Genomic DNA, 24758 nt, shown 5'->3' with positions numbered 1-24758 from the left:
GTGTTTTTAGTAACTCTATAATAGGATTACAAAATTTGGCGGGGATGTAAAAATTATCCCGCTTCGGTTGCCGTTTTGTTGAAGTGGTTCCGCCGTCATCCATACGAATGAGGGGTTAAATATGCTTGTGCGCCTTGCTGCTGAAACCGATGCCGCAGCGCTGATCGCCCTAGACAGCGTTGCTCAGAATGCGCCGCAGCGCGCGGCGCAAATCCGCGCCTGGTGCGCGCAGGGCATCTGTTTTCTTGCCGAGGAACAGGGCATGGCAATGGGCTATGGCGTGCTGCACTATCACTTCTTCGGCTGCGGCTTTATCGAGATGTTGATGGTCGGCGAGCGCTATCGCCGCCGGGGCGTCGGGCAGGCGCTGATTGCGGCGTTGAAGTCCCATTGCCGGCACCCGAAGCTGTTCACCTCCACCAATCGCTCCAACCTGCCGATGCAGCGGCTGCTGCTGAACGCCGGGTTTGTCGCCAGCGGTCGGATTGACAATCTCGATGACGGCGATCCGGAGCAGGTCTTTTTTATCCCGGCGCGCTGATACAAAACCACTGACAAAAAAGGGGCCCAACTGGGCCCCTGCGTGATTCGCTGCGGGAAGTTTACTCCACCGCGTCGGGATGATTTTTGCCTTCCTCGATAAACGCTTCGTCGATCTCTTCGATGTTCTCCTCGCTGTCGCGGCCGGACAGAATGTTCCAGCAGGCGATGAACAGCGCGGCGATCAAGGGGCCGATGACGAAGCCGTTGATGCCGTAGATCTCCATGCCGCCCAGGGTGGAAATCAGGATCAGGTAGTCCGGCATTTTGGTGTCTTTGCCCACCAGCAGCGGGCGCAGAATGTTGTCCACCAAGCCGATCACCACCACGAAGAACACTACCAGGAAAATGGCTTTCCACAGCATGCCGGTGGCGAAGAAGTAGATCACCGCCGGCACCCAGATGATGGCGGAGCCTACGGCCGGGATAATCGACAGGAACGCCATCAGCGCGCCCCACAGCAGGCTGCCGTCGATGCCGGTAAAGTAAAACGCCAGCCCGCCGAGCGCGCCTTGCACCACGGCGACCACCACCGTGCCCTTGACGGTGGCGCGGGAGACGGCGGCGAACTTCACGAACAGGTGGTGTTTTACATGCTGGGAGAGCGGCAGCGCTTCGAGCGCCAGGTTCACCAGATAGGGGCCGTCTTTCAGCAGGAAGAACAGCAGGTAGAGCATCACGCCGAAGCCGACGACGAAGTTGAAAGTGCCCTTGCCGATCAGGAAGACGCTGCCCGCCAGATATTGCCCGCCCTTGAGCGCCACCTCGGAAAGCTGCTTTTGTATCTCGGCGGCGCTGTTGAGGTTATGTTCCGCCAGGAAGCGCTGCGCCCAGCCGGGCAGGTGGCGCATAAAGTCCGCCAGCATGGCCGGCAACTGGCTGTTGTTGGTCTGCAGCTTGGTGTAGATCACGTTGAATTCCATCGCCAGCGACGAGGCGATGATCGCCAACGGCGTGAACACGATCAGGCAGATCAGCGCCACCGTCAGCAGCGACACCACGCCGTTGCGTTCGCCGACGTACTGCTTCAGTTTCTTTTTTACCGGATGGAAAATCACCGCCAGAATGACCGCCCACAACACCGAGGAGTAGTAAGGCCCCAGCACGTCGAAAAAGGCGGCGGTAACGATGAACAGGATCAGAATAAAGAATCCCTTGGAAATGCCTTTAGACATCATAGTCGTCCCTCAAAAGATGAATTTTCAGCATAGATGAACTGAATGAAAACAACACTATCATCACCTTTACTTAACCGGTAGGGGATTTTTAGTGGCGTATTCCATAGGGTTATTAAGGGCAAGGCGGGCGCCGCAGGGTGAACAGGCGGCGGCGTGAGAAAAGAAAGAGGGCTAAATAATTAACAAAATTTATCGATTGTGTTTCATTTTGTGAGCCGCACTTGCCGCCTGCGCCAGGCTTTCCTAGTGTTGATGAGGGCGGCCGTTCGCCCGATACCACGAAGGAGTATGCAAATGACAGAACACAAACGACTCGGCGTCATCGAGAAGACGCTACTGATCGCCTTTGCCGGCCTGCTGGTGTATTTCGCGGCCACCGGCGCCTTGTCATTGTCGGGTCTCGATCATCATTGGCCTTATCCTTCGCGATAGGTAGGCACCTGCACCAGGGAAAATTCAGCACCGCTTATAACAAACAAAACCACCTTTCTGCTTATCACCCCGCCTTATGCCGCCGGCTGAGAAAAGCCAGCGCCAACAGCGCCCCTGACACGGCCGCCGCCAGCACCAGCCAGGCCGGGGCCGCCCAACCGGCTGCGGCCACGATGGCGCTCAGCGCAACCGGGCCGATCACCTGGCCGAGATAGTTCCCCTGCATCACCAGCCCCAGGCTCAGCGGCAGCAGCGTCGGTTCCGGCGTCGCCGCCGGCGTGGCGGCCAGAATGGTGGCGGGCAGCATGCCGGCGATGGCGCAGAACAGGAAACACAGCGGGATCAGCAGGGCGTTGGGCGTTATCGGCAAGAAAATGCCGATGCCGAAGACGCCGATGATCAGGCTGGTGGCCGCGAGCAAGCTACCGGCGCGCAGACCGCGCGACAGCAAGAGCCCGGCGGCGAGGTTGCCGATGATGTTCGCCGCCACCGCCGCCGCGCTGATACCGCCGGCGGCCGCCAGCGACAGGCCGATGCGCTGCATCAGGAAGATCGGCAGGAAGGTCATCACCGAGAAAAATTGCAGGTTGTAGGTGGCGAACATCAGCGCCAGCAACAGCGGCCGGCGCGCACTCAGCAGGGTGGCCAGCGCTTGCCGCAGCGGCAGCGACGGGGTGTGAGCGTTGGCGGTGCGGCGGGACGTGGTCAGCGGCAGCAGCAGGGCGGCCAGCAGCGTCAGCGCCGCACCGGCCTGCCAACTCTGCTGCCAGCCGGCGAGATGGGGGCCGAAAAACAGCGAAATGGCGATGCCCGCCGGCATGAAGGTGCTCCAGATGCCGAACACCAGGCTGCGCTGCGCCGGGGCGACGATGCGGTTCAGCACCGCCGGCGAGGCGACCACCACGATCACGAAGCCGAGGCCTTCGACAAAGCGGCTGACGATCAACCCGCTGAAGTCGTGCAGCGCGGCGCCGGTAAAGCTGGCGGCGCTGATGATCAGCAGCCCGAGCGCCAGCAGCCGCCGGTCGCCCCAGCGGCGCACCAGCAGCCCGGCGGCGATGCCGCCGAACACCCCGACGAAGGGAAAGGCCGAAATAACCCAGCTCAGCGCTTCGAGCGAACGGCCGAACTCGGCCTCCAGCGCCGGCAGCGCGATGGTGGCCTTGCCCACGTGCAGCGCCGCGGCGATGCCGGCGAACAGCACGTTGATGACGGCTAGCCAGGGCGTGGCGGCGGGGAGAACGCGGTCGATGGCGTCCGGTTTAATCGCGGTCATAACACTCTCCAGTGGCGGTAACGCCATCACTATGTGCTCTTGCAACGGCTGAGGTCGTTCAAATGCTGCGCTATCACGTGGGGAAATTATTCATTTCGAGCTTTATTGAGCGCCTTCGTTGTTTGGTTCGCCAGCGTGCCGCCCGGCGTGGACGCTGATCCCCCTGCAGCGGTTTACTGTTCCGGCACGCAGCAGGCGTGTTGAATTCATTTTATAAGGAGCAGTGTATGTCAGAGATGATGAACGAGAGTGGGGCGCCGGCCATTGAATGGAGCTATGGCGGCCGGGGTGATGATATCAGCAGCAGCCTGAGCCTCGACACGGTTGAGGAGCAGCCGCAGGGTTTCTTGATGACGGTCGATCGGCCGGTGCAGATCTTTAAAGATGCGCTGTCGCCGATGATGGCCTTTGTCACGCTGCTGCGCCCGCTGTACGCCAAAACGAGCGAGGGTTTCCAGTACGTGCCGGTTTCCAATCCCTGGACCGACGTGCAGCGCCTGCCGGCCAGCGCGGGCTATCTGGGCGTGCAGGTCAACGCCGGGCTGTTCTTCCACGGCGCCAAGCCGACGCACTATAAAGATCGCGACGGCCAGATGAAACCGATCGACGGCGGCACGCTTTTGCAGCACATCACCGTGCTGCATCAGGTGGAGCAGCCGCTCGGCCCGGGTGAAGGCGCCGTCTGAGCCGGCAGCGTTATTACGGGGGCCGGACGCGGCCCCTTATCGTGCCTTGAAACCGTGCGCCGGTTGGGTAAAACTGGCTGCCTATTCAAGGAGAAGAGTATGTACAGCGACAACGAGAAAAAGTTTTATATCATCCTCAACCGCAATCACGAACCGGCCACGCTGTTTAACGCTTCCTGCCATCTGACGGCGGGCATCACCGATCTGATCGAACCGCGCGAGTTTCACCACTACCCGAGCAGCCTCGACGGCGTCAGCGCCAACATGAGCCACTACCCGATGGTGATCTTGCAGGCTAAAAACAGCAGCCAGCTCAGCAACCTGATTCTGAAGTGCAAGGAAGAGGGCGTGTTGTCCAACTTCTTCACCACCACCATGCTGTCGCACTCCGCCGAACAGCAGATCGCCGACACCGCCAACACCCCTTACGAGCAGCTGGATTTCGTGGCGGTGGCGCTCTACGGCGACGCCGAACAGCTTAAGCCGCTGACCAAGAAGTTCTCCGTCTACCGCTGAAAACGCGGCATCTCAGACGCTGGCGCCGTCGTAGCTGTGGATCTGCAACGCATCCAGAGCGACGTCAGGCACGCAGCGCAGGTTGACGGCGCACATCGCGGCGCCGTCCGGCGCTGTGCCGTAGGCGAAGGGCTGAGCGCCGCAGACTCGGCAGAACTGATGGCGGATCTTGTGCTGATTGAAGGTGTAGGCGCTGAGCTGGTTCTGGCCGCTGTTGAGCGTGAAAGCGCTGATGGGGAAGAACGACAGCAGCAGCCCTTTGCGGCGGCAGATCGAACAGTTGCAGCTGAGGGCCTCGGTGGGCAGTTCGGCGTCCACGGAGAAGGTGACGGCGCCGCAGTGGCAGCTTCCCTGGAATGGCATGGCGATGATCCTGTAGCAGGGGGCGTGTTTGCCCAGTATAGTGCAATTTATCGTCACTCGGCCGCGCAGGGCCTGGTTTCCTTAGTAAATGCGCGGTTTTCTGGTAGGTTAGAGGTTAACGTCATCAAAAGGAGATCGCGATGTTAGAACATTACTATCCGGCCAATATGGGCGCCAAACCGGTCACGGACGAACAGCATAAACGGCTGGTGGCGGTGCAGGCGGCGCTGGAACTGATCAAGGCCACGCTGTCGGATACCAACGACGGCAACGGCGTGGACTTCCAGCTGAAGGCGGCGGAGAAGCACATCGGCCCGATGGCCGACGCCATTCAGGAAGCCCTGAAGTAACGGTTCGCCGTCGCCTCAACCGCCCGCCCGGGCGGTTTTTTTTGCGCCGATTACTGCGATTTTTTTAGTAGCGCATTGCCTTTTTCCCGGCTGGTGCCGTGAGCGACGCGATCCTACTCTAGCGATCCGAGTCCTCATCAGGATCATGCTTATGTTCCGCTTCTGCCTCTTTTCTTTCTTGTTGCCGCGGCGCCGGCGCCTCACCCGCTTGGCCGGTGTCGCGCTGTTTCTCAGCGGCGTCATGCAGGCGCAGGCCGCGCAGCGCATCGACTTCTCGCCGGATGCCGCCGGCGCTTATCCTGAGGGCATCGCCTGGAATGCGCGCGCCGGTGCGTTCCTGGTGTCGTCCCTGCGTGGCGGGCAGCTCGGCCTGGTCTACCCGGATGGCCGCTATCGGCGCTTTTCGACCGGCAGTGGGCTTATCACCACCTCCGGCATGCTGGTGGACGCCGAGCGCAACCGGGTGCTGGTGTGCAACGAAGACGTGGGCGTATCCCTCAACTCAGCCTCCGGCACGCGCAATCGCGTGGCGCAGGTGCTGGAGTTCAATCTCGATACCGGCGCGCTGCAGCAGACGTACGATCTTTCATCGTTAAGCCGTGGGCCGACGCTGGCCAACGATCTGGCGCTCGACGTGCAGGGCAATATCTACGTGACCGACAGCTTCCAGCCGCAGATTTACAAGATTGACCGGGCAACGCGCCAGGTGTCGATTCTGGTGCGCTCGGCGCGTTTGATCCCCGCCGACGCCCCCGCCGCAGCGCAGGGCACGCAGCCTTATCTCAACGGCATCGTGTATCACCCGGATGGCTATCTGATTGCGGCGGACTACACCCGCGGGCTGTTGTGGAAGGTGACGCTGGATAACGCGCCTGCAATAAGTGAAATCAGGCTGCCGCAGCGGCTGAAAGGGCCGGACGGGCTGCGGCTCAAAAACGCCCATGAATTGGTGATCGTACAGTCTTTTCCGGGGAGAAAAGGGGGCATGTCCGGCAACGTAACGCTGCTCGCCTCGAACGACGGTTGGGCCAGCGCGCATATCACGGCGGTCGCCACGCCGCCGGAATTGGATGGGCCGACCGGCGCCGCGCTGCGCGATGGCGAAGTGTGGGTGGTCAACTCCCGTTACCCCCGTTTGTTTGCCGACGTCGCTCAGGCGGAGAGCGTCAGGACATTCAGCATCGTCAAGGTGGCGTTAGAGCGGAGGCCCGCCGATCGGCGACGGTTGCCAACCCTGCCGGAATAGGATTAAATGCCGCACTGACTGTATAAATAAACAGGTGCGCTGCGATGAGTCTGATGTTGAAGGGTGAAAAGATTGACCGTAACCGCTTTACCGGCGAGAAGATTGAAAACGGCAGCTTTATGCTGTGTGATTTTTCGGGCGCCGATCTGACCGGCACCGAGTTTATCGGCTGCCAGTTTTACGATCGTGACAGCCGACAGGGCGGCAATTTCAGCCGTGCGGTACTGAAAGACGCCAGCTTCAGAAGCTGCGATTTGTCGATGGCCGACTTCCGCTACGCCAGCGCCCTGGGGCTGGAGATCCGCGAATGCCGCGCGCAGGGCGCCGATTTTCGCGGCGCCAGTTTTATGAACATGATCACCAGCCGCACCTGGTTTTGCAGCGCCTATATCACCAAAAGCAACCTGAGCTACGCCAACTTCGCCAAGGTGGTGCTGGAGAAATGCGAGCTGTGGGAAAACCGCTGGCACGGCGCACAGGTGCTCGGCGCCAGCTTCAGCGGCTCCGATCTGTCCGGCGGCGAGTTCTCCGGATTCGACTGGCGAGCCGCCGATGTCACCCAGTGCGATTTGAGCAACGCGGAACTGGGCGAGTTGGATTTGCGTACCACCGATCTGCAGGGCGTCAAAATGGACAGCCACCAGGCCGCGCAGCTGCTGGAGCGGCTGGGGATCGCGATCGTCGGCTGAGAGGGGTTAAGGCGATGATTGGGCAAATAAGCGATTTAAGGCTTTATCCGCGTCCACCGGAATGCGGCGTTGCATTACCGGGATAGTGAAGCGCGGATCCTGTGAGAGGTGGCGAGCTTGCTCGTTGAGCGGCACGACGGCGATGGCCAGGTTGTCGTTGGCCTGCATAACGCCTTCCTGTTCGAACAGGGCGAACACCGGTGCGGTGTGCGCAGTACCCAACGAGCAAGCCGAAATCCAATAGTGCCCGTCTTGGGCAAATTTGCACTGTGCCGTTTGCAGGCTAATTGCGCTGATCTGTTTGGCGATCAAGGCATTCGCGTTTTCCACATAGCTTGGTGGTGCCGGCTGGCAGCCTGCCAAACTGAGTGTCAGCACAGCTAGCGTCAGTGTTCTTTTGCCAATCATAGCCATCCTTGAGGTCATTTCCTGCGAATATAAATAATTATCGTAGCAACGATAATGTACCAGTGTCGAGAACAGATTGATTTATTAAGTTTTTATGACTTTTTCATGACGATTAAGCGCTTATCCCTGTTTTTATAGCAGAGAGCGGTTTCGCGTGAAGGGAAGAACATAACGCGGAAGCGGCGGCTATTTGCGCTTTCATAGTCAGCCCCGGTGCTGTGATCTTTGGCGATCAGCGCTGCGAGTCTAGCTGTTCGTTGTGTTTCACTCCGCCCGTAGCGACAGGCGTCAGCGGCCTTTTGCGATAATAAATTTATGAGCCATATGAATATAATTTAAAATATATCTTGCTTAAATAACTCAGCCGTGTGTAAATAGCGTCATCGGTTTGTAGTACAGACCTTATGAAAGCAGTTTTAGTAAAGCAGTTCTCAGTATTAGCGATATCCCTCAGATACCTCTTCTTCCGCGAATTTTCTTCTCTAGTGCCCCATAAGTTTCCAATAAAAACAGACCTCTATCGCCCTATGGCGTCGCAAAAATATAAAGGAAATATCTCTATGTCTACTAAAATGACTGGTTTGGTAAAATGGTTTGATGCAGGTAAAGGCTTCGGCTTTATCACCCCGGCAGACGGCAGCAAAGACGTGTTCGTACATTTCTCTGCTATCCAGAGCAACGATTTCAAAACGCTGGACGAAGGCCAACAGGTTGAGTTCACTATCGAAAATGGCATGAAGGGCCCTTCTGCCGGCAACGTGGTCGCGTTATAATTTTCGGCCGAGGTCCGATTTCTTACGACAGCGATGAGGGTTTAAGCCGGAGCAGTTAAGAAATAACGTCCTCAGCCTGAATAAACTCCGGGTTCGCCCGGAGTCTTTACCAATACGTCATTAGCTCAGCAGGAAGAGCGGCAACGAAATTATCCGTTGGCGGACTGGGGTTCGATTCCTCGATGACGTTCCAATAATTAATTATTATTGGCAACAGAAAAACAGATTGCCGCAGAATTAATAACGCCGCGCTTCAGTCTATTTTTCTGTTGTGAAAAAGTCGCGCTTAGGCTGCGTAATGTTGGAGTGTTGGATGGACGCTTACGCCATAACATGACAGCCGGGAAAGTCACCGGCACGCGATTCATAGCCCCGGCCTTGGCCGGGGTTTTTTATGCCCGCGATCTTAACGCTGGGAGTCCAGCAGTTCGTTGTTTTTCACTACGTCCTGCGCTTTGAGGTAGCTCTCGATCAGCAGTTGATAGGCCGGGAAGATTTTGGTGTAAACCTCGGCCCACTGCTGAGCGTCGGCGCGGTTCCAGCTGCCCTGCAGCTCCGAGGCCACGCCGGCGGTGTCGATCGGCACCACGCCGGCCTGCACCACGCGCGCCAGGGTGATTTCCTGCGCCATTTTCGAGTAGGTGCCGGAGGCGTCGATCACCGCGAACACTTTATAGCCTTCGGCCACCGCGCTGATGGACGGGAAGGCCATGCAGACGCTGGTGATGGTGCCGGCGATGATCAGAGTCTTGCGGCCGGTGGCTTTGACCGCCGCCACGAAGTCCGGGTTGTCCCAGGCGTTGATTTCCCCTTTGCGGGCGACGTATTGCGCGTGCGGCGCATTCTGATGGATTTCCGGGATCAGCGGGCCGTTCGGGCCCTGCGGCACTGAAGCTGTGGTGATCACCGGCAGTTTGCTGAGGGTGGCGATGCTGGCCAGGGCGGCGGCGCGGGCGCGCAGTTCGGTCATCGGCATGTCGGCGACGGTCTGGAACAGGCCGCTCTGATGGTCGATCAGGAGCATGACCGCGTCATTGGCATCAATAACAGGACGCTGGCCGTTGAAGTTGGCTGGAGTGCTCATGGTTTTTTCCTTCTCTTGTCGTGAGGTCAATGGGTATCTGCTTTGATTGATAAGGCTGAAACTCAGCGCTTGTCTACAGTGTAGGGAGGGGAGAAAAATCCGGTAGACCGCAAAGGCGGGATGCATCGTTCCACAGATGGAACGATTGCGAGACAGGCGAGCGAACCGGCGCTGGGCTAAACTTAAGGTGCATGAGAAACATGCGGCAAGGAGCGCCATCCTGTTTACGGAGTTGACGAGGAGGGCCGCCATCATGGCTTATCGGCATATCGTTGTCGCCACGGATCTCAGCGAAGACGCCGAGTTCCTGCTGGGCAAGGGCGCCAGGCTGGCCGCCGCGCTCAATGCCCAACTTTCCCTGATCTATATCGACATTCATCGCGCCGGTTATTACGTCGATCTGGGCGTGGGCGATTATAACTACACCGATCGCACCTTTTCAGAGCGGGTGAAGAATATGCTCAATGCGATCAAAGGGCAGTCGTCGTATCCGGTTGAAGAGGTGATCGTCAGCCGCGGCGCGTTGACGGAGGAACTGAACCGGGTGGCGAAGGAGAAAGGGTTCGATCTGGTGATCTTCGGCCACCATCACGATGTCTGGAGCCGACTGGTCTCTTCGGCGCGTCAGGCGATCAACGAGCTGAACGTCGATCTGCTGGTGATCCCCATCGAGAAAAAATAGTCGCGGCCGCCTGCGGGCGGCTGCCGTTTTTCATTCACATCGCTTATTTCTGAGCGGCCATAACCGCCTATCCGCAATAGTCCCGCTGGCTGACAATCCGCCTTGAAAATAGTGACAGGCCGGGATTTTATTTTATCCATCAATATGTTGGCCAAAGTCCGATAAAGGTTAACCCAGCGCATTGAAATCACTGACATACCTCCTTTTGGTTAATAAACCGCACGTTTTGACTGGCGCTCAGGGGAGGGGCGTCTTATCCTCGGGGCAATGAGATTTGTATGACTTATATAAATACGTTCACATGGAGGAGGTCTCATGCGTTTTGACAATAAAGTCGTGGTTATCACCGGTGCGGGCAATGGCATGGGGGAAGCGGCGGCGCGGCGGTTCTCCGCCGAGGGCGCCATCGTGGTGCTGGCCGACTGGGCTAAAGAGGCGGTAGACAAGGTTGCCGCTTCGCTGCCGAAGGGCCGGGCGATGGCGGTGCATATCGACGTGTCCGATCACGTCGCGGTTGAAAAAATGATGAACGAGGTGGCGGAAAAACTGGGCCGCATCGACGTTCTGCTGAACAACGCCGGCGTACACGTGGCGGGCAGCGTGCTGGAAACCAGCGTCGATGACTGGCGGCGCATCGCCGGGGTCGATATCGACGGCGTGGTGTTCTGCTCCAAATTCGCCTTGCCGCATCTGCTGAAGACCAAGGGCTGCATCGTCAATACCGCGTCGGTGTCCGGCCTGGGCGGCGACTGGGGCGCGGCCTATTACTGCGCGGCGAAAGGCGCGGTGGTCAACCTGACGCGCGCCATGGCGCTGGATCACGGCGGTGACGGCGTGCGTATCAACTCGGTCTGCCCGAGCCTGGTGAAAACCAACATGACCAACGGTTGGCCGCAGGAAATCCGCGACAAGTTCAATGAGCGCATCGCGCTGGGGCGCGCGGCGGAGCCGGAAGAAGTGGCGGCGGTGATGGCGTTTCTGGCCAGCGACGACGCCAGCTTTATCAATGGCGCCAACATTCCGGTCGATGGCGGGGCGACCGCCTCGGACGGCCAACCGAAGATCGTTTAAGCGTTAACGCACAGGCCCGGCCAGGATGACCGGGCCTGCTGTTTTAGACGCCGATACGGTCGCGCAGCGTGTAGTAGGCCGCGCCGATGGCGGTGAACGGGATCTGCAGATTGCGACCGCCGAAGAACGGCAGGTGCGGCAGCTTGGCGAAGGCGTCGAAGCGTTCGGCGTCGCCGCGCATCAGCTCGGCGATCAGCTTGCCCGCCAGATGGGTGCAGGTCACGCCGTGGCCGCTGTAGCCCTGCATGTAGTAGACGTTATTCTCCAGCCGGCCGAACTGCGGCATGCGCGACAGCGTCAGCAGGAAGTTGCCGGTCCAGCGATAGTCGATACGCACCCCTTTCAACTGCGGGAAGGTCTTCAGCAATTTTGGCCGTATCAGGTTGTCGATGTCGTCCGGATCGCGCGCGCCGTACACCACGCCGCCGCCGTACAGCAGGCGATGATCGGCGGTGATGCGGTAGTAATCCAGCAGGTAGTTACAGTCTTCCACGCAGTAGTTCTGCGGGATCAGCGCCTGCGCGATCTCCGGCGCCAGCGGCTCGGTGGCCACCACCTGAGTGCCGCACGGCATGCTGCGCTTGGCCAGCCGCGGCTCCAGCTTGTCGCCCAGATAGGCGTTGCCGGCGACGATGACGAAACGCGCCTTCACCTGGCCGTTGGCGGTGCTGATCAGCGCCGGTTCTCCGTGGCGGATGTTCGTCACCGCCGATTGCTCGAAGATGCGCCCGCCCTGCAGGCGAATCGCCTCGGCCTCGCCCAGCGCCAGGTTGAGCGGATGGATGTGGCCGCCGCTGTGATCGAGCAGCGCGCCGACGTAGCGATCGCTGGCAACCTCCTGGCGCACCCGGTCCGCATCGAGCAGCTCGAGCTGGGTATTGCCGTAACGTTCCCAGTTGCGTTTTTGCTCGATCAGCGCATGGAACTGCTTGTTGTTCAGCGCGGCGAAGATGCCGCCGGGGCGATAGTCGCAGTCGATGGCGTAGCGGCTGATGCGGCTGCGGATGATCTCCGCGCCTTCAAACATCATGCTGCCGAGCAGGCGGGCGCTTTCCGCGCCGTAGCGCTCTTCAATCACATCGATGTCGCGGCTGTAGGAGTTGACCAACTGGCCGCCGTTGCGGCCGCTGGCGCCGAAACCGATGCGCGCCGCTTCCAGCACCACCACGTCGTAACCGGCTTCCACCAGGAACAGCGCGGAGGAGAGGCCGGTATAGCCGCCGCCGATCACACAGACGTCGCACTCGATCGATTCGTTCAGTTGCGGATAGGGCTGATGTGCGTTGGCCGTGGCCGCATAGTAGCTTTTTACGTGTTCAGTCATGAGATAAGCCCTTATTCCAGCGAGATCCAGGTGGTTTTCAATTCGGTGAACTTGTCCAGCGCGTGCAGCGATTTGTCGCGGCCGTTGCCGCTCTGCTTGTAGCCGCCGAACGGCACGGTCATGTCGCCGTCGTTGTAGTTGTTGACGAACACCGTGCCGGCTTTCAGCTGGCGCGCCATGCGGTGCGCACGGCCCAGATCGCGGGTCCAGACCGCGGCGCCGAGGCCGTAGTCGCTGTCGTTGGCCAGCTGCAGCGCCTGTTGCTCGTCGTCGAAGGTAGTCACCGCCAGCACCGGGCCGAAGATTTCATCGCGCGCCACGCTCATGGCGTTGTTCACCTGGGTGAGGATGGTCGGCCCCAGATAACCGGCGTGGTCGCCCTGCGGATGGTCGCGCCCGTCGAGGAACAGCGCGGCGCCCTGGCTGAGCCCTTGATCGATATAGCCGGCCACTTTCTCGCAGTGGCCGCTGTCGATCAGCGTGCCCATCACCGTGTCGGGATCGAGCGGATCGCCAGGAGCGAAGGCCGCCGCGTGTTTGCGCAGCGCCTGTAGGAATTCCTGCTGAATGCTCGCCTCTACCAGCAGGCGAGTGCCGGCGATGCACACCTGCCCCTGATTATAGAAGATGCCGGCGGCAGCGCTGCGGGCGGCCTGATCCAGATCCGGGCAGTCGGCGAAGACGATATTGGCGCTCTTGCCGCCGGCCTCCAGCCAGACGCGTTTCATGTTCGATTCGCCGGCGTAGATCATCAGCTGCTTCGCCACCGGCGTGGAGCCGGTAAAGGTGAGGGCGTTGACGTCGCGGTGCAGCGCCAGCGCCTTGCCGGCGTCGTGGCCATAGCCGGGCACCACGTTCAGCACGCCGTCCGGTAGCCCGGCCTGCTGCGCCAGTTTGCCGAGCAGGATGGCGCTGAGCGGCGATTTTTCGGAGGGTTTGAGCACCACGCTGTTGCCGGCGGCCAGCGCCGGGCCGAGTTTCCAACAGGCCAGCAGCAGCGGGAAGTTCCAGGGCACGATGGCGCCGACCACGCCGATCGGCTCGCGCTCGATCAGCGCCAGCGCCTCGCGGCCGGTGGGGGCGATTTCGCCGTAGACCTTATCGATCGCTTCGGCGTACCAGCGGATGCAGCGAATGGCGCCCGGCACGTCGTCGCGCAGGCTGTGGCGAATCGGTTTGCCGGTGTCCAGCGTTTCCAGCAGCGCCAGCTCTTCGTGATGCTGCTCCATCAGATCGGCGAAGCGCAGCAGCGTGGCTTTGCGCTGCGCCGGGGCGGCCTGCGCCCAGTCGCCGCGTTCAAAGACGGCGCGCGCCGCGCTGACCGCCCGATCGATGTCGGCGGCTTCGCCGCGCGCAACCTGCGCCAGCTCACGGCGCCCGGCGGGATCTTCCACGGCGAAAAATTTCCCCGCGGCGGCCGGCTGGTAGCGGCCGTCGATAAACAACCGGTGCTCAATCTTCAGGGTCTGCGCCCGTTGTTGCCAATACTGCAAATGGTGAAAGTTCATGCCTGGCTCCGTTGATCAGAATGTCGTCGGCGTATGGGCGCTGATAATCCGGCAAATGCGCGCCGACGTGTTGCTGAAACTGTGGGGGATGCCGGTATTGATGGCGTAGCTCTGCCCGGCCAGCAGGTGATAGCTCTGGCCGTTGACCTGCAGCACCACTTCGCCCTCCAGCAGCGTGCCGATCTCTTCCCCCTGATGTTTGATGCGCTCGCCGGTGGTGGTGCCCGGTTCGTAGGTCTCGATCATCATCGCCAGCGTGCGGTTCGGGTCGCCGTTGTGGATCAGCTTCATCGAAACGCCCTGGCTGCCGATTTCGATCAAATCGTCACTGCCTATCACGATCTGCGGCTCCGCCGGTTTTTCCGGCTCGGCGAAAAACGCCGACAGCGACAGACCGTATACCGTCAGCAGCTTTTGCAGCGTACTGATGGCCGGGCTGACCTTATCTTGTTCGATAGTGCTGATGGCGCTGTGGGTTAACCCAGACAGTTCGGCGACCCGGCGCTGCGACAACCCTAATTGTTGACGGATCTGCGACAGACGTTTTCCCGGTGCCAAGCTGACGTCGCTCATGGGCGTTTTTCCTTTTGATAGTTCCGACAGGCGGTGATGAAACCATCAAACAACAGGCGCGACAGGGCGTACTCGTCGCTGTTCCACTCCGGGTGCCACTGCACGCCGAGCGCGAAGGGCTGATCGCGCACGCTGATCGCCTCCACCAGCCCGTCGGCGGCGTGCGCCTCGATGCGCACGCTCGCGCCCAGGGTTTTGGCGCCCTGGCCGTGCAGCGAGTTCACCCAGAATCTGTTGCAATCCGGTATCAGTTGCGAAAGCAGCCCCCCTTCCTGAACGATGACTTCGTGGGCGGGGGCGTATTGCTGTTCCAGCGGCAGGTCGTGGTCTTCACGATGCTCCAGCAGCTCGGGTAGTTCGTACAGGCGGCGGTGCAGGGTGCCTTGGGTGGCGACCACCATCTCCTGCATGCCGCGGCAAATGGCGAAAAGGGGAATGCGCCTGTCGAACGCCTGGCGGATCAGCGCCAGGCTCAACGCGTCTCGGCCAGGATCGGCGTCAGGCTCATCGCCGTTTTCACCATAAAGGTGCGGCTGCACATTACTGGGGCTGCCCGGCAGCAAAATGCCGTCGAGTCGCGGCAGCAGTTCCGCCAGCATTTCCGGCTCCGCCAGCGCGTGCGGCAGGGCGATCGGCAGGCCGCCGGCGGCGATAACGGCATTCAGGTACTTTTCTTGCAAGGTCTGTGTGAGGTGCCCGTTTAACCTATACCTGCACATGACGACGCCGATGACTGGTCTGTTAAATATATTGTCCATGCTATCCCCTTGGTACGTTCGAAATTATGAACGATAAGCATCTCCACCGCCGATTTCGTTCAATATTCTATAAATCTAGCAGTCGGTTGGACAATATTCAAACCAAAAGTAACACTTGCAAAACAAATTTTTTTCATCTACGTTTCATTTGTGGGCATTATATTGAACAAGACGGTCAATAAACATCGACGACAGCAAAACACAAACGGCGGGTGAACCATGCAGACCAACATCGTAGAAGTGGAAAACTTTGTTCAGCACAGTGAAGAGAGACGAAGTAGCGCGTTCCAGCGCGAAGTGAAGAAGTATCTGGAACGTTATCCGTTAACCCAACATGTCGACGTACTGTTGACCGATCTGAACGGCAGCTTCCGCGGCAAACGCATCCCGGTCGGCGGCCTGAACAAACTTGAGAAGGGCTGTTACTTCCCGGCGTCGGTATTTGCGATGGATATTCTCGGCAACGTCGTAGAAGAGGCCGGGTTGGGGCAGGAGCTGGGCGAACCGGATCACGTGTGCGTGCCGGTGCCGGGCACGCTGACGCCGTCGGCGGCGGACCCGCAATATATCGCGCAGGTGCTGCTCACCATGCTGGATGAAGATGGCACTCCCTTTGACGTTGAACCGCGCAATGTGCTGAACCGAGTGTGGCAGCGCTTGCGTCAGCGCGGGCTTTCCCCCGTGGTAGCGGTAGAGTTGGAGTTCTATCTCATCGATCGTCAACGCGACGCGGAGGGCTATCTGCAGCCGCCGTGCGCGCCGGGCACGCAAGAGCGCAACACCCAAAGCCAGGTGTATTCCGTCGATAACCTCAACCATTTCGCCGACGTGCTGAGCGAGATCGACGAACTGGCGCGTTTGCAGGGCATTCCGGCGGACGGCGCGGTGGCGGAGGCGTCGCCGGGGCAGTTCGAGGTCAACCTGCACCATACCGACGACGTGCTGCAGGCCTGCGATCACGCGCTGGCGCTGAAGCGGCTGGTGCGCATGGTGGCCGAGAACCACAACATGCAGGCGACCTTTATGGCCAAGCCGTATGAGGAACACGCCGGCAGCGGCATGCACGTGCACATCAGCATGCTGAACGCGCAGGGCAACAACGTGTTCGCCGACGACGACGGCGAAGATTCGGCGCTGCTGAAACAGGCGCTGGCGGGCATGATCGCCCTGATGCCGTCTTCGATGGCGCTGCTGGCGCCGAACGTCAACGCCTATCGCCGCTTCCAGCCCGGCATGTATGTGCCGACCCAGGCCTCCTGGGGGCATAACAATCGCACCGTGGCGCTGCGCATTCCCTGCGGCGATCGCGATAACCACCGCGTGGAGTACCGCGTGGCGGGCGCCGACGCCAACCCTTATCTGGTGATGGCGGCCATTCTGGCCGGCATCGTCTACGGGCTGGAAACCGCGCTGCCGCTGCCTGAGCCGGTGACCGGCAACGGGCTGGAGCAGGACGGGCTGCCGTTCCCGATCCGCCAGAGCGACGCGCTGTACGAGTTCGAACATCAGCCGGTGCTCAATGCATTGCTGGGCGAACGTTTCAGCCACGTCTATCTGGCCTGCAAAACCGATGAGCTGGTGCAGTTCGAGCGCCTGATCACCGAAACCGAAATCGAGTGGATGCTGAAAAACGCCTGATCCCGCTCACCCTGCGACTACCGCGCGCGTCCGGCGCATTTCATCGGCTCTCCTGTGGCCGGTGAGGCTGCGCGCTGCGGTACAGAATTTCTTCTATCACGGCGTACAGGACGCCGACGAGGAAATAAATATGACTCAGTCATTCCCATGCGCAGACGTTTGCCTGTGCCGCAGTGCATACGGGCCGGTCGCCGGCCGCCCGACAGTGACCCCAACCCGTTTTACCCGCCGCCTGAGCAGCAGTTTCCCCGCGGCCTCTCTGAATGACGTTGCACGGTTGACAGCAGAGGACCAAGAGGGGAAATGCCATGACGATTAAAGCCATCGACGGCGGCCCGGCGGGCAAACCGCAGCTGCGCAAATCCCTCAAGCTGTGGCAGGTGGTGATGATGGGCCTGGCCTATCTGACGCCGATGACGGTGTTCGATACCTTCGGCATCGTCTCCGGCCTCACCGACGGCCATGTGCCGACCTCCTATCTGTTGGCGCTGGCCGGCGTGCTGTTCACCGCCATCAGCTACGGCAAACTGGTGCGCCAGTTTCCTACCGCCGGCTCCGCCTACACCTATGCGCAGAAGGCGATCAACCCGCACGTCGGTTTTCTGGTGGGGTGGTCATCGCTGCTCGATTATCTGTTCCTGCCGATGATCAACACGCTGCTGGCGAAGATTTACCTGACCGCGCTGTTCCCGGAAGTGCCGCCCTGGGTGTGGGTGGTGGGCTTCGTTATCTTGATTACCGCCATCAACCTGAAAAGCGTCAATCTGGTGGCCAACTTCAATACCCTGTTCGTGCTGGCGCAGGTGGCGATCATTCTGGTGTTCATCTACCTGGTGGTGCGCGGCCTGCACAACGGCGAGGGGATGGGCACGGTGTGGAGCTTGCGGCCGTTCCTCAGCGAGAATGCGCACCTGCTGCCGATCATTACCGGCGCCACTATCCTGTGCTTCTCGTTCCTCGGCTTTGACGCGGTCACCACGCTGTGCGAAGAGACGCCCGACGCCGCCAAGGTGATCCCGCGCGCCATCTTCCTGACCGCGCTGTACGGCGGGGTGATCTTTATCAGCGTGTCGTTCTTCATCCAGCTGTTTTTCCCGACCATTCAGCGTTTCCACCAGCCCGATGCTGCGCTGCCGGAGATCGCGCTGTACGTCGGCGGCAAGCTGTTCCAGTCGATCTTCCTGTGCGTGACCTTTATCAACACGCTGGCATCCGGCCTGGCGTCGCACGCCAGCGTGTCGCGCCTGCTGTACGTGATGGGGCGTGACAACGTGTTCCCGGAGAAATTCTTCGGCTACATCCACCCTAAATGGCGCACGCCGGCGCTCAACGTGCTGATGGTCGGGCTGGTGGCGCTGTCGGCGCTGTCGTTCGATCTGGTGACCGCCACGGCGCTGATCAACTTTGGCGCGCTGGTGGCCTTTACCTTCGTCAACCTGTCGGTGATCAGCCACTTCTTCATTCGCGAAGGGCGCAACAAAAGCTGGAAGGATCGCTTCAACTTCCTGTTCCTGCCGCTGGTGGGGGCGCTGACGGTGGGGGTGCTGTGGCTGAACCTGGAGAAGAGTTCGCTGACCATGGGGCTGATCTGGGCGACGCTGGGCTTCGGCTATTTGGCCTGGCTGACCCGACGCTTTCGCCAGCCGCCGCCGCAGCTCGAGCGGCAGCCGCAGCAATAAATTCACAGGCGGGAGTTTCCCGCCTTTCTTTTTGGCGCGTGCGGCAGTAGAGTGAAAAACCCGATAAAAAATAACCCATTGGACCCGCCTTATGCCCGCTTTGCCCTCGCGTACCCGCGCCACGCTGTTCGGTTTGTTGGCCATTGTGCTGTGGAGCAGCGTCGTCGGCCTGATTCGCAGCGTCAGCGAAGGGCTGGGGCCGATCGGCGGCGCGGCGATGATCTACAGCGTCAGCGCGGTGTTTCTGCTGGTGGCGCTTGGCGTGCCGAAATGGCGCAGCTTTCCGCGGCCTTATCTCATCGTCGGCAGCCTGCTGTTCGTCAGTTACGAGATCTGCCTGTCGCTGTCGCTCGGCTACGCCAATACCCGCCTGCAGGCGATAGAAGTGGGCATGATCAACTACCTGTGGCCCTGTTTCACCGTGCTGATGGCGCTGGCGCTCAACGGCCAACAGGCGAAATGGTGGCTGCTGCCGGGGCTGCTGCTGTCGCTGTTCGGCATCGGCTGGATCATGAGCGGCGAGGGCGGCTGGTCACCGGCGCAGATGCTGGCCAACGTGCGCAGCAATCCGCTCAGCTACGGGCTGGCGTTCAGCGGCGCGGTGATCTGGGCGCTGTACTGCAACCTGACCAAGAAGATCGCCCAGGGCAGCAACGGCGTGGTGCTGTTCATTGTGCTGACCGCGCTGGCGCTGTGGCTTAAATATGCCTTCAGCGCGGAAAGCGGCATGCAGTTCAGCGCCGGCGTGACTGTGACGCTGCTGTGCGCCGGGGTGGCGATGGGGGCGGGGTATGCCGCCTGGAACGTCGGCATTCTGCACGGCAACATGACGCTGCTGGCGACCGTCTCTTATTTTACCCCGGTTCTGTCGGCAGTGTTCGCCGCGCTGGTGTTGCACACCTCGCTGACCGTCAATTTCTGGCAGGGCGTGGCGATGGTCACTCTCGGCTCGCTGATCTGTTGGCGGGCAACCCGTGGAAATTAACGGAAATTATCCGCCGTCGGCGCAATGTTGAACTAGAATTTAACTAGCCATGTTGCCTGAAGGAACGACGACGATGAGAAGCGACATTCAATTTATTCAACAACCCGAAATCGACGTGCATCACTACGAGCGCGGCGATACCGTGCGCCTGACCACGGCGAATCTGCGGCATGAATATCAGCTCGACGTTTATATTTTGCGCCGCGACGACAAGCTGATTTACGGCTCGGTCGTCGCGGCGGCGCCCAAGACCGATATCCCGGTCGCCAGCTGGGAGGTGAAAAACGGCGAAGAGGTGGCGTTCCGCCAGGAAAACATCGCCAAGGCGGTGCCGGCGGTGAACTGATTTCGCTTTGCGTATTTTTTACTGATTTTATGAAGGCCGACGTTTATACGTCGGCTTTTTCTTTGCCGCGGCTCAATGGCGGGCAGGTGACGCCCTGATGACAGTTGGCTCAAAAACTGCGCTAAAAATCGATGTGCATGACAAAAATCACAACGAATGTGAATTTGAATGAAACATAATTTGACAAATGTGAACGCAATCGATTACCTATTCGCGAAATGCGTAACTGGATCACAGATTCTTACAGTCAGTGGTTTCTATAATGCGCGCGTCATCCGAGTTTCTGTGTGAAGACAACGCCAGGTGTCGGCAGACTCATTGTCATCTTTTCTAAACGGGCAGGAAATGGCCCTTTAAGCATGTGGTAATAAAATGAAAAAAATAGCTCTCGCAGCAGGTGTACTGCTCGCAGCGTCTTACAGTGCATCATCAATGGCTGATAGCAAAGACAGTCAATATGTCTCCGACTGGTGGCACCAGAGCGTCAACGTGGTGGGCAGCTACCACACCCGCTTCGGGCCGCAGCTGAATAACGACGTGTATCTCGAATACGAAGCCTTCGCCAAGAAAGACTGGTTCGATTTCTACGGTTACGTTGACGTGCCGAAGTTCTTCGGCGTGGGCAATACCCCGGATCGCGGCATCTGGGACAAAGGTTCCCCGCTGTTTATGGAGATTGAACCGCGCTTCTCCATCGACAAGCTGACCGGCACCGATCTGAGCTTCGGTCCGTTCAAAGAGTGGTACTTCGCCAACAACTACATCTATGATCTGGGCCACAACGCCGACGGCCGTCAGAACACCTGGTACATGGGTCTGGGCACCGATATCGACACCGGCCTGCCGATGAGCCTGTCGATGAACATCTATGCCAAATACCAGTGGGAAAACTACCAGGCCGCCAACGAGAACAGCTGGGACGGTTACCGCTTCAAGGTGAAATACTTCGTGCCGCTGACCCAGGTGTGGGGCGGCAACCTGAGCTACATCGGCTTCACCAACTTCGACTTCGGTTCCGATCTGGGCAAGGACAGCCATTGGGTTGACGGCACCGGCAAACAGGTGCGCACCAGCAACTCGATCGCCTCCAGCCATATTTTGGCGCTGAACTACGATCACTGGCACTATTCTTTCGTGGCGCGTTACTTCCATAACGGCGGCCAGTGGCAGGATGGCGCGGATATCGGCACCCCGCAGGGCCCAATCAAGTCTACCGGCTGGGGTTATTACCTCGTGGTCGGCTATAACTTCTGATTTTCCGTGTTATCAGAAACAGAAAACCCCGCCTGGCGGGGTTTTTTTTGTCATCACTGGGCTTGTTCAACCGGGAGATGCTTCACCGGCATAAACAGCCTGCCTTTGATCACGTGACATTCATTATTTATCCAACTAATGATTTGTTCACGGCTGACGCCTTCCGACTGCGCGTAACGATGAAGATCGCCGTTAAAGTGCCGAGTGATGTATTCCATGAGGGTCATTTGCACGTCTTTTGCTCCTGAACGCCCACCCGTTGCCAGCCTGGCCACCGCGGGAGGTTGAGGTTTCTCAGACAGCGAATGTAAATTATTGGCAACCAAATCTCAACATAAAGCACCAGATTGGGGCGACAGCGGCGGGAAAAAGAATCCCGCACGGAGAGGCGGGAAGTGTTCGCTATTATCATTATGGATGATAAGAATAAGATTTGAGGTGCGACGAAAAAGAGCACGCTAACTCTTTTTTGTTACCCTCCCACGCTAGCGTAAGGCTTATTTTTCTTCAAGAAAAATCTGAGGTAAGTTTCGGAATTCTCGAGGCGTGTTGTGTTGAAACAAGCTATTGGCGCGACTGCCGTCAAACTGCACTTGTTATCTCGGAGTTTTCCTTATACTTCGTCCGGAAAAGACCCGCTATAGTCAACAGAGTCCCCCACGCAGGAATACACAACATGAACAAACGTCGTACGACCCTCACGGTGTTGGCGCTGATCGCGTCGCTGGGGTTGTCATCCGCCCCGGCCCTGGCTGACAAAGGCGGCAATGGTAACGGCAACGGTAATGGCCATGGCAACAGCGGCAATCACGGTAATAGCGGTAACCATGGCAACAACGGCAACAAAGGCAATAAAGATAAAGGCGGTTATAGAAACGACGATAATCTGGTTTCCGTCAGCCTCTCGCGCGACCGCGCCCGTTCGCTGGCGCGCAACTACGGCCTGACCGGCTACAGCTCGCTGCCACCGGGCATCGCCAAGAATCTGGCGCGCGGTAAACCGCTGCCGCCGGGCATCGCCAAAAAAGTGGTGCCTTACTCGATGCTGCGCGATCTGCCGCAGTACCCGGGTTATGAGTGGCGTATCGCCGGCGACGATCTGGTGCTGGTCGCACTCAGCACCGCGATTGTGGCTTCCGTCATCAACGGCGTGTTCGACTAAGGTTTGTCGAGCGTTATCGGGCCTCGCTGCGGCGGGGCCTTTTTATTTGCCAGCGCGGGGCGGACGTGGTGAACTTTGGGCCTTACGTTTTCACTGCATCATAAGGGAGGCGCCATGTTCAGGGCGTTATTGATAGCCTGCTGTTTGACCAGTTTTCCCGCGTTGGCCGACGGCGCCGCCGCCATCGGCGAACTGGTGAACCAACGGCTGTCGTTGATGAAAGACGTTGCCGGTTACAAGGCGCAGCAGCATTTGCCGATCGAAGACCTGGCGCAGGAGGCGAAGGTGTTGGCCAGCGCGCAGGCGGAGGCGGGGCGTTTGGGGCTTGAGCCCGCGTCGGTACGGCCTTTTATCGCCGCGCAGATGAACGCCGCCAAGGCGATTCAGTACCGCTATCGCGCCGACTGGCTGGCGAGCCCGGAACCCGGCTGGCAGCCACGGCCGTTGGCGCAGGTGCGCCCGGAGATTGCGCAGTTGAGCAGCCAGATATTGCAACGGCTGGCGGAGCGGCTGCGCGCCGGCCCGCTCGGCGAGGCGGATCGGGCGGCGTTTATGGCGTCAGTGGATCAGGTGAATCTCAGCGCCGCCGACAAACGGCGGCTGGCGGATGCGCTGCTGGCGGTCAAAACCGGCAGCGCACGCTGAGCGTCAGTCGCGGCCGACGGTGCTGCGGCGGAAGGTCAGCATCCGGCTGCGGTTGGCGATGAGATCCACGTTGTAACCGCGGAAATAGAGGCAAAAGCGTTTTAACCACGGGCCGTCCTGGCACTCCACCAGCATGCGGCCCTGGCCGAGCGGGCTGAGCGTCCCGGTCTGCGCCGCCGGGCCGACGCCGATATGCACCCGATCGCCGCGAATTTCAAAGGCGGTGCGATAGTGCGGGTGATACCACAGCCCCTGCACATGCTTCAGGCAGTCGCCGTTGGCCGTGACCGGCAGGAAACGGCGCGCCACATGCCCGACTTCGCCCTCGACCGCTTCGCCGGTCCACTTCAATTTGATTGGCATATGGGCGGACAGCGACACCGCGTAGCCGTCTTCGCCCTGATACAGCGGTTCATCGCTGCCCAGATAGGCCAGATTGCCATTTTTGACCTCCAGCCAGTGCGGCTCCGCCGGCGTGGCGTAAAGGCCGTCGGGGATCGCCATGCTGCGCTGCGGCAGCGGTTCGCCAAGCAGCGCCGCCATCACCTGCAAAGCCATACCGAAACTGTCGCAGTCTTCGCGGTTGGCCACCAGCGCGACGCCGGCCTGGCGATCGGGCGCCAGCAGGAAATAGGTTTTGTAACCGGCGTGGGAGCCGCCGTGGCCGAGCAAGCGCCGGCGGCCCAGCGGGGTTTGCGCCAGCCCCAGGCCATAGGCGCTGAGTTGGCCCTGATTGAGGCGGCGCGGTGCGCCGAGTTGCGCCAGCACGCCCTGGCCCGGGCCCTCGTCGGCCAGCAGCGTTTGCAGCCAGCGGGTGAGGGCGTGGAGGCTGCCGGTCAGGCTGCCGGAGGCGGAAAGATGCAGGCCGGCGCTGGCGTGTTGCCAGCCCTGCGGCGCTCGCCAGTAACCCGGCACCAACCCTGGCACCACGTCGAACCAGCTTTCCGGCGCCCGCATCTGCACCTGCAGCGGCCGGGCGATGTGCTGTTGCACCAGTTGGTCGAAATCATACCCTTTGCTGCGCAGCGCGGCCTCCAGCAGCCGATAGCCGGTATTGCTGTAGGCGATCTCGCTGCCGGCTTCGTAGTTCAATCTTTCCAACCCCTCGACAAACTGCATCACCGGCTGCGCCTCGCTGACGGCGTGCAGCGAGATGCCGAGCAGGCCGAGCGTCTCGCGCACGTCGGGCAGGCCGCCGGTCATGTCCAGCGCCTGGCCGACGGTGACGTCCGCCAGCGCAGGCTGCAGGGCGGGCAGCAGTTCGCCCAGGCGCTGTTCGAGCCGAATGGCGCTGCCGGTGGCGTTCAGCGCCAGCGCGGCAAAGATGTGCTTGGTCACTGAGGCGTAGCGCACCACGCTGTCGGCGGTGAAGGGGGTATTCTGCGCCAGATCGGCCAGGCCGGCGCAGGCGGTGGCGCGGAGTTGTTCGGCGTCAAACAGGGTGATGGCGCCGCCGGGTTCGCCATGCCGTTGCCAGCCGGCCAGCAATTGTTCGGCAACGGCGCCGGCAGCGCGCCAGTTTAACGGTGTTACAGACATAGGGCCTCCAGAGTGATGGTTCGAAACGGGCCAGCTCGGCCACACGCCGCCCG

The 24758-nt window shown here is 60.1% G+C and carries 28 protein-coding genes and 1 pseudogene; 18 read left to right on the top strand and 11 right to left on the bottom strand.

The window, feature by feature from the left end; translation table 11 throughout:
- Positions 1-121 precede the first annotated feature (121 nt).
- Positions 122-541, top strand: a complete 420-nt coding sequence (locus tag ACSBQQ_RS08320; RefSeq protein WP_060428544.1) for a GNAT family N-acetyltransferase — start codon at positions 122-124, stop codon at positions 539-541.
- A gap of 61 nt (positions 542-602) precedes the next feature.
- On the opposite strand, the gene ACSBQQ_RS08315 is transcribed toward ACSBQQ_RS08320, so the two are convergent.
- Positions 603-1718 carry an AI-2E family transporter gene (locus ACSBQQ_RS08315; protein ID WP_048321484.1) on the bottom strand — a complete coding sequence of 372 codons (1116 nt, stop codon included), beginning with the start codon at positions 1716-1718 and terminating at the stop codon, positions 603-605.
- A gap of 294 nt (positions 1719-2012) precedes the next feature.
- Between ACSBQQ_RS08315 and ACSBQQ_RS08310 the strand changes: the two genes are divergently transcribed.
- Positions 2013-2150 carry a hypothetical protein gene (locus tag ACSBQQ_RS08310; protein WP_162837928.1) on the top strand — a complete coding sequence of 46 codons (138 nt, stop codon included), beginning with the start codon at positions 2013-2015 and terminating at the stop codon, positions 2148-2150.
- A gap of 64 nt (positions 2151-2214) precedes the next feature.
- Here the strand turns inward: ACSBQQ_RS08310 and ACSBQQ_RS08305 are convergent, their stop codons facing one another.
- Complete coding sequence (locus ACSBQQ_RS08305) at positions 2215-3426, bottom strand: MFS transporter (protein WP_060428546.1); 1212 nt, start codon at positions 3424-3426, stop codon at positions 2215-2217.
- A 227-nt stretch (positions 3427-3653) separates the two neighbouring features.
- Here ACSBQQ_RS08305 and ACSBQQ_RS08300 point away from each other — a divergent pair, with 227 nt between their 5' ends.
- On the top strand, positions 3654-4112 hold the full coding sequence (locus tag ACSBQQ_RS08300; protein ID WP_060428548.1) for a hypothetical protein: 459 nt from the start codon (positions 3654-3656) through the stop codon (positions 4110-4112).
- Between the two features lie 99 nt (positions 4113-4211).
- Entirely contained in the window at positions 4212-4628 is a 417-nt protein-coding gene (locus ACSBQQ_RS08295) for a DUF2000 domain-containing protein (protein WP_060428550.1), read from the top strand.
- A gap of 12 nt (positions 4629-4640) precedes the next feature.
- Here the strand turns inward: ACSBQQ_RS08295 and ACSBQQ_RS08290 are convergent, their stop codons facing one another.
- A complete protein-coding gene (locus tag ACSBQQ_RS08290; protein ID WP_060428552.1) occupies positions 4641-4991 on the bottom strand; it encodes a GFA family protein in 351 nt (116 codons plus the stop codon).
- Between the two features lie 140 nt (positions 4992-5131).
- Between ACSBQQ_RS08290 and ACSBQQ_RS08285 the strand changes: the two genes are divergently transcribed.
- The 3 genes from ACSBQQ_RS08285 to ACSBQQ_RS08275 all read left to right on the top strand — a co-directional run bounded on the left by ACSBQQ_RS08285 (position 5132) and on the right by ACSBQQ_RS08275 (position 7276).
- Complete coding sequence (locus tag ACSBQQ_RS08285; RefSeq protein ID WP_025160266.1) at positions 5132-5341, top strand: hypothetical protein; 210 nt, start codon at positions 5132-5134, stop codon at positions 5339-5341.
- 151 nt (positions 5342-5492) lie between these two features.
- Complete coding sequence (locus tag ACSBQQ_RS08280; RefSeq protein ID WP_230200358.1) at positions 5493-6587, top strand: SMP-30/gluconolactonase/LRE family protein; 1095 nt, start codon at positions 5493-5495, stop codon at positions 6585-6587.
- Between the two features lie 44 nt (positions 6588-6631).
- Positions 6632-7276: a Qnr family pentapeptide repeat protein gene (locus ACSBQQ_RS08275; protein ID WP_049234408.1), complete on the top strand. Its 645-nt coding sequence runs from the start codon at positions 6632-6634 to the stop codon at positions 7274-7276.
- A 6-nt stretch (positions 7277-7282) separates the two neighbouring features.
- Here the strand turns inward: ACSBQQ_RS08275 and ACSBQQ_RS08270 are convergent, their stop codons facing one another.
- Positions 7283-7684 carry a hypothetical protein gene (locus tag ACSBQQ_RS08270; RefSeq protein ID WP_060428614.1) on the bottom strand — a complete coding sequence of 134 codons (402 nt, stop codon included), beginning with the start codon at positions 7682-7684 and terminating at the stop codon, positions 7283-7285.
- Positions 7685-8244: 560 nt separating this feature from the next.
- On the opposite strand from ACSBQQ_RS08270, the gene cspE reads away from it, so the two are divergent.
- Entirely contained in the window at positions 8245-8457 is a 213-nt protein-coding gene (gene cspE / locus ACSBQQ_RS08265) for a transcription antiterminator/RNA stability regulator CspE (protein ID WP_033638238.1), read from the top strand.
- 114 nt (positions 8458-8571) lie between these two features.
- Positions 8572-8650, top strand: a pseudogene (locus ACSBQQ_RS08260).
- A gap of 213 nt (positions 8651-8863) precedes the next feature.
- On the opposite strand, the gene ACSBQQ_RS08255 reads toward ACSBQQ_RS08260, so the two are convergent.
- Complete coding sequence (locus tag ACSBQQ_RS08255; protein WP_016928046.1) at positions 8864-9541, bottom strand: isochorismatase family protein; 678 nt, start codon at positions 9539-9541, stop codon at positions 8864-8866.
- 253 nt (positions 9542-9794) lie between these two features.
- On the opposite strand from ACSBQQ_RS08255, the gene ACSBQQ_RS08250 reads away from it, so the two are divergent.
- Positions 9795-10223 carry a universal stress protein gene (locus ACSBQQ_RS08250; protein WP_033638240.1) on the top strand — a complete coding sequence of 143 codons (429 nt, stop codon included), beginning with the start codon at positions 9795-9797 and terminating at the stop codon, positions 10221-10223.
- Between the two features lie 315 nt (positions 10224-10538).
- Entirely contained in the window at positions 10539-11294 is a 756-nt protein-coding gene (locus tag ACSBQQ_RS08245) for an SDR family NAD(P)-dependent oxidoreductase (RefSeq protein ID WP_025302549.1), read from the top strand.
- A 43-nt stretch (positions 11295-11337) separates the two neighbouring features.
- Here the strand turns inward: ACSBQQ_RS08245 and ACSBQQ_RS08240 are convergent, their stop codons facing one another.
- From ACSBQQ_RS08240 to puuD, 4 genes are read right to left on the bottom strand one after another with little or no spacing between them, the layout of a single operon-like run.
- Positions 11338-12618: an NAD(P)/FAD-dependent oxidoreductase gene (locus ACSBQQ_RS08240; protein WP_060428556.1), complete on the bottom strand. Its 1281-nt coding sequence runs from the start codon at positions 12616-12618 to the stop codon at positions 11338-11340.
- Positions 12619-12629: 11 nt separating this feature from the next.
- A complete protein-coding gene (gene puuC, locus ACSBQQ_RS08235; RefSeq protein ID WP_039566473.1) occupies positions 12630-14126 on the bottom strand; it encodes an aldehyde dehydrogenase PuuC in 1497 nt (498 codons plus the stop codon).
- 15 nt (positions 14127-14141) lie between these two features.
- A complete protein-coding gene (gene puuR, locus ACSBQQ_RS08230) occupies positions 14142-14699 on the bottom strand; it encodes an HTH-type transcriptional regulator PuuR (protein ID WP_033638246.1) in 558 nt (185 codons plus the stop codon).
- Complete coding sequence (puuD, locus tag ACSBQQ_RS08225; RefSeq protein WP_043147308.1) at positions 14696-15457, bottom strand: gamma-glutamyl-gamma-aminobutyrate hydrolase; 762 nt, start codon at positions 15455-15457, stop codon at positions 14696-14698. The genes puuR and puuD overlap by 4 nt, the downstream gene beginning before the upstream one ends.
- 219 nt (positions 15458-15676) lie before the next feature.
- On the opposite strand from puuD, the gene ACSBQQ_RS08220 reads away from it, so the two are divergent.
- The 5 genes from ACSBQQ_RS08220 to ACSBQQ_RS08200 all read left to right on the top strand — a co-directional run bounded on the left by ACSBQQ_RS08220 (position 15677) and on the right by ACSBQQ_RS08200 (position 21359).
- Positions 15677-17095: a glutamine synthetase family protein gene (locus ACSBQQ_RS08220; RefSeq protein WP_033646355.1), complete on the top strand. Its 1419-nt coding sequence runs from the start codon at positions 15677-15679 to the stop codon at positions 17093-17095.
- A 308-nt stretch (positions 17096-17403) separates the two neighbouring features.
- Positions 17404-18774 carry an APC family permease gene (locus ACSBQQ_RS08215; RefSeq protein ID WP_060428558.1) on the top strand — a complete coding sequence of 457 codons (1371 nt, stop codon included), beginning with the start codon at positions 17404-17406 and terminating at the stop codon, positions 18772-18774.
- 91 nt (positions 18775-18865) lie between these two features.
- A complete protein-coding gene (gene yddG / locus ACSBQQ_RS08210; protein ID WP_043147310.1) occupies positions 18866-19759 on the top strand; it encodes an aromatic amino acid DMT transporter YddG in 894 nt (297 codons plus the stop codon).
- 73 nt (positions 19760-19832) lie between these two features.
- Positions 19833-20105: a hypothetical protein gene (locus ACSBQQ_RS08205; RefSeq protein WP_004941292.1), complete on the top strand. Its 273-nt coding sequence runs from the start codon at positions 19833-19835 to the stop codon at positions 20103-20105.
- A 372-nt stretch (positions 20106-20477) separates the two neighbouring features.
- Positions 20478-21359: a nucleoside-specific channel-forming protein Tsx gene (locus ACSBQQ_RS08200; protein WP_004941293.1), complete on the top strand. Its 882-nt coding sequence runs from the start codon at positions 20478-20480 to the stop codon at positions 21357-21359.
- A gap of 53 nt (positions 21360-21412) precedes the next feature.
- On the opposite strand, the gene ACSBQQ_RS08195 is transcribed toward ACSBQQ_RS08200, so the two are convergent.
- On the bottom strand, positions 21413-21592 hold the full coding sequence (locus tag ACSBQQ_RS08195) for a hypothetical protein (RefSeq protein ID WP_025160261.1): 180 nt from the start codon (positions 21590-21592) through the stop codon (positions 21413-21415).
- 443 nt (positions 21593-22035) lie between these two features.
- Between ACSBQQ_RS08195 and ACSBQQ_RS08190 the strand changes: the two genes are divergently transcribed.
- On the top strand, positions 22036-22521 hold the full coding sequence (locus ACSBQQ_RS08190) for an anti-virulence regulator CigR family protein (protein ID WP_033646351.1): 486 nt from the start codon (positions 22036-22038) through the stop codon (positions 22519-22521).
- 114 nt (positions 22522-22635) lie between these two features.
- The gene (locus ACSBQQ_RS08185) at positions 22636-23166 is read left to right on the top strand and encodes a chorismate mutase (protein ID WP_048321491.1); all 531 of its coding nucleotides are present in this window, start codon (positions 22636-22638) and stop codon (positions 23164-23166) included.
- Between the two features lie 3 nt (positions 23167-23169).
- Here the strand turns inward: ACSBQQ_RS08185 and ACSBQQ_RS08180 are convergent, their stop codons facing one another.
- Positions 23170-24705 (bottom strand): serine hydrolase domain-containing protein, encoded by a 1536-nt coding sequence (locus ACSBQQ_RS08180; protein ID WP_048321492.1) that lies wholly within the window; start codon positions 24703-24705, stop codon positions 23170-23172.
- Positions 24706-24758 lie beyond the last annotated feature (53 nt).

Origin of the sequence: Serratia sp. G204Y (genome assembly GCF_051172435.1) — a bacterium.
In the GTDB taxonomy this organism is placed as follows: domain Bacteria; phylum Pseudomonadota; class Gammaproteobacteria; order Enterobacterales; family Enterobacteriaceae; genus Serratia; species Serratia sarumanii.
The sequence above is the reverse complement of the archived record's forward strand: the minus strand, read 5'-3'. Positions and strand labels throughout refer to the sequence as shown.

Excerpts from the sequence above, each read along its gene's own strand:
- ACSBQQ_RS08320 (WP_060428544.1), top strand. The coding sequence starts at position 122 with ATGCTTGTGCGCCTTGCTGCTGAAACCGATGCCGCAGCGCTGATCGCC.
- ACSBQQ_RS08285 (WP_025160266.1), top strand. The coding sequence starts at position 5,132 with ATGTTAGAACATTACTATCCGGCCAATATGGGCGCCAAACCGGTCACG.
- ACSBQQ_RS08215 (WP_060428558.1), top strand. The coding sequence starts at position 17,404 with ATGACGATTAAAGCCATCGACGGCGGCCCGGCGGGCAAACCGCAGCTG.
- ACSBQQ_RS08315 (WP_048321484.1), bottom strand. The coding sequence starts at position 1,718 with ATGATGTCTAAAGGCATTTCCAAGGGATTCTTTATTCTGATCCTGTTC.
- ACSBQQ_RS08250 (WP_033638240.1), top strand. The coding sequence starts at position 9,795 with ATGGCTTATCGGCATATCGTTGTCGCCACGGATCTCAGCGAAGACGCC.
- ACSBQQ_RS08240 (WP_060428556.1), bottom strand. The coding sequence starts at position 12,618 with ATGACTGAACACGTAAAAAGCTACTATGCGGCCACGGCCAACGCACAT.
- ACSBQQ_RS08290 (WP_060428552.1), bottom strand. The coding sequence starts at position 4,991 with ATGCCATTCCAGGGAAGCTGCCACTGCGGCGCCGTCACCTTCTCCGTG.
- ACSBQQ_RS08270 (WP_060428614.1), bottom strand. The coding sequence starts at position 7,684 with ATGATTGGCAAAAGAACACTGACGCTAGCTGTGCTGACACTCAGTTTG.
- ACSBQQ_RS08245 (WP_025302549.1), top strand. The coding sequence starts at position 10,539 with ATGCGTTTTGACAATAAAGTCGTGGTTATCACCGGTGCGGGCAATGGC.
- puuR (WP_033638246.1), bottom strand. The coding sequence starts at position 14,699 with ATGAGCGACGTCAGCTTGGCACCGGGAAAACGTCTGTCGCAGATCCGT.
- puuC (WP_039566473.1), bottom strand. The coding sequence starts at position 14,126 with ATGAACTTTCACCATTTGCAGTATTGGCAACAACGGGCGCAGACCCTG.
- ACSBQQ_RS08185 (WP_048321491.1), top strand. The coding sequence starts at position 22,636 with ATGTTCAGGGCGTTATTGATAGCCTGCTGTTTGACCAGTTTTCCCGCG.
- ACSBQQ_RS08295 (WP_060428550.1), top strand. The coding sequence starts at position 4,212 with ATGTACAGCGACAACGAGAAAAAGTTTTATATCATCCTCAACCGCAAT.
- puuD (WP_043147308.1), bottom strand. The coding sequence starts at position 15,457 with ATGGACAATATATTTAACAGACCAGTCATCGGCGTCGTCATGTGCAGG.
- ACSBQQ_RS08200 (WP_004941293.1), top strand. The coding sequence starts at position 20,478 with ATGAAAAAAATAGCTCTCGCAGCAGGTGTACTGCTCGCAGCGTCTTAC.
- ACSBQQ_RS08300 (WP_060428548.1), top strand. The coding sequence starts at position 3,654 with ATGTCAGAGATGATGAACGAGAGTGGGGCGCCGGCCATTGAATGGAGC.
- ACSBQQ_RS08280 (WP_230200358.1), top strand. The coding sequence starts at position 5,493 with ATGTTCCGCTTCTGCCTCTTTTCTTTCTTGTTGCCGCGGCGCCGGCGC.
- ACSBQQ_RS08180 (WP_048321492.1), bottom strand. The coding sequence starts at position 24,705 with ATGTCTGTAACACCGTTAAACTGGCGCGCTGCCGGCGCCGTTGCCGAA.
- ACSBQQ_RS08205 (WP_004941292.1), top strand. The coding sequence starts at position 19,833 with ATGAGAAGCGACATTCAATTTATTCAACAACCCGAAATCGACGTGCAT.
- ACSBQQ_RS08255 (WP_016928046.1), bottom strand. The coding sequence starts at position 9,541 with ATGAGCACTCCAGCCAACTTCAACGGCCAGCGTCCTGTTATTGATGCC.
- ACSBQQ_RS08275 (WP_049234408.1), top strand. The coding sequence starts at position 6,632 with ATGAGTCTGATGTTGAAGGGTGAAAAGATTGACCGTAACCGCTTTACC.
- yddG (WP_043147310.1), top strand. The coding sequence starts at position 18,866 with ATGCCCGCTTTGCCCTCGCGTACCCGCGCCACGCTGTTCGGTTTGTTG.
- ACSBQQ_RS08310 (WP_162837928.1), top strand. The coding sequence starts at position 2,013 with ATGACAGAACACAAACGACTCGGCGTCATCGAGAAGACGCTACTGATC.
- cspE (WP_033638238.1), top strand. The coding sequence starts at position 8,245 with ATGTCTACTAAAATGACTGGTTTGGTAAAATGGTTTGATGCAGGTAAA.
- ACSBQQ_RS08220 (WP_033646355.1), top strand. The coding sequence starts at position 15,677 with ATGCAGACCAACATCGTAGAAGTGGAAAACTTTGTTCAGCACAGTGAA.
- ACSBQQ_RS08190 (WP_033646351.1), top strand. The coding sequence starts at position 22,036 with ATGAACAAACGTCGTACGACCCTCACGGTGTTGGCGCTGATCGCGTCG.
- ACSBQQ_RS08305 (WP_060428546.1), bottom strand. The coding sequence starts at position 3,426 with ATGACCGCGATTAAACCGGACGCCATCGACCGCGTTCTCCCCGCCGCC.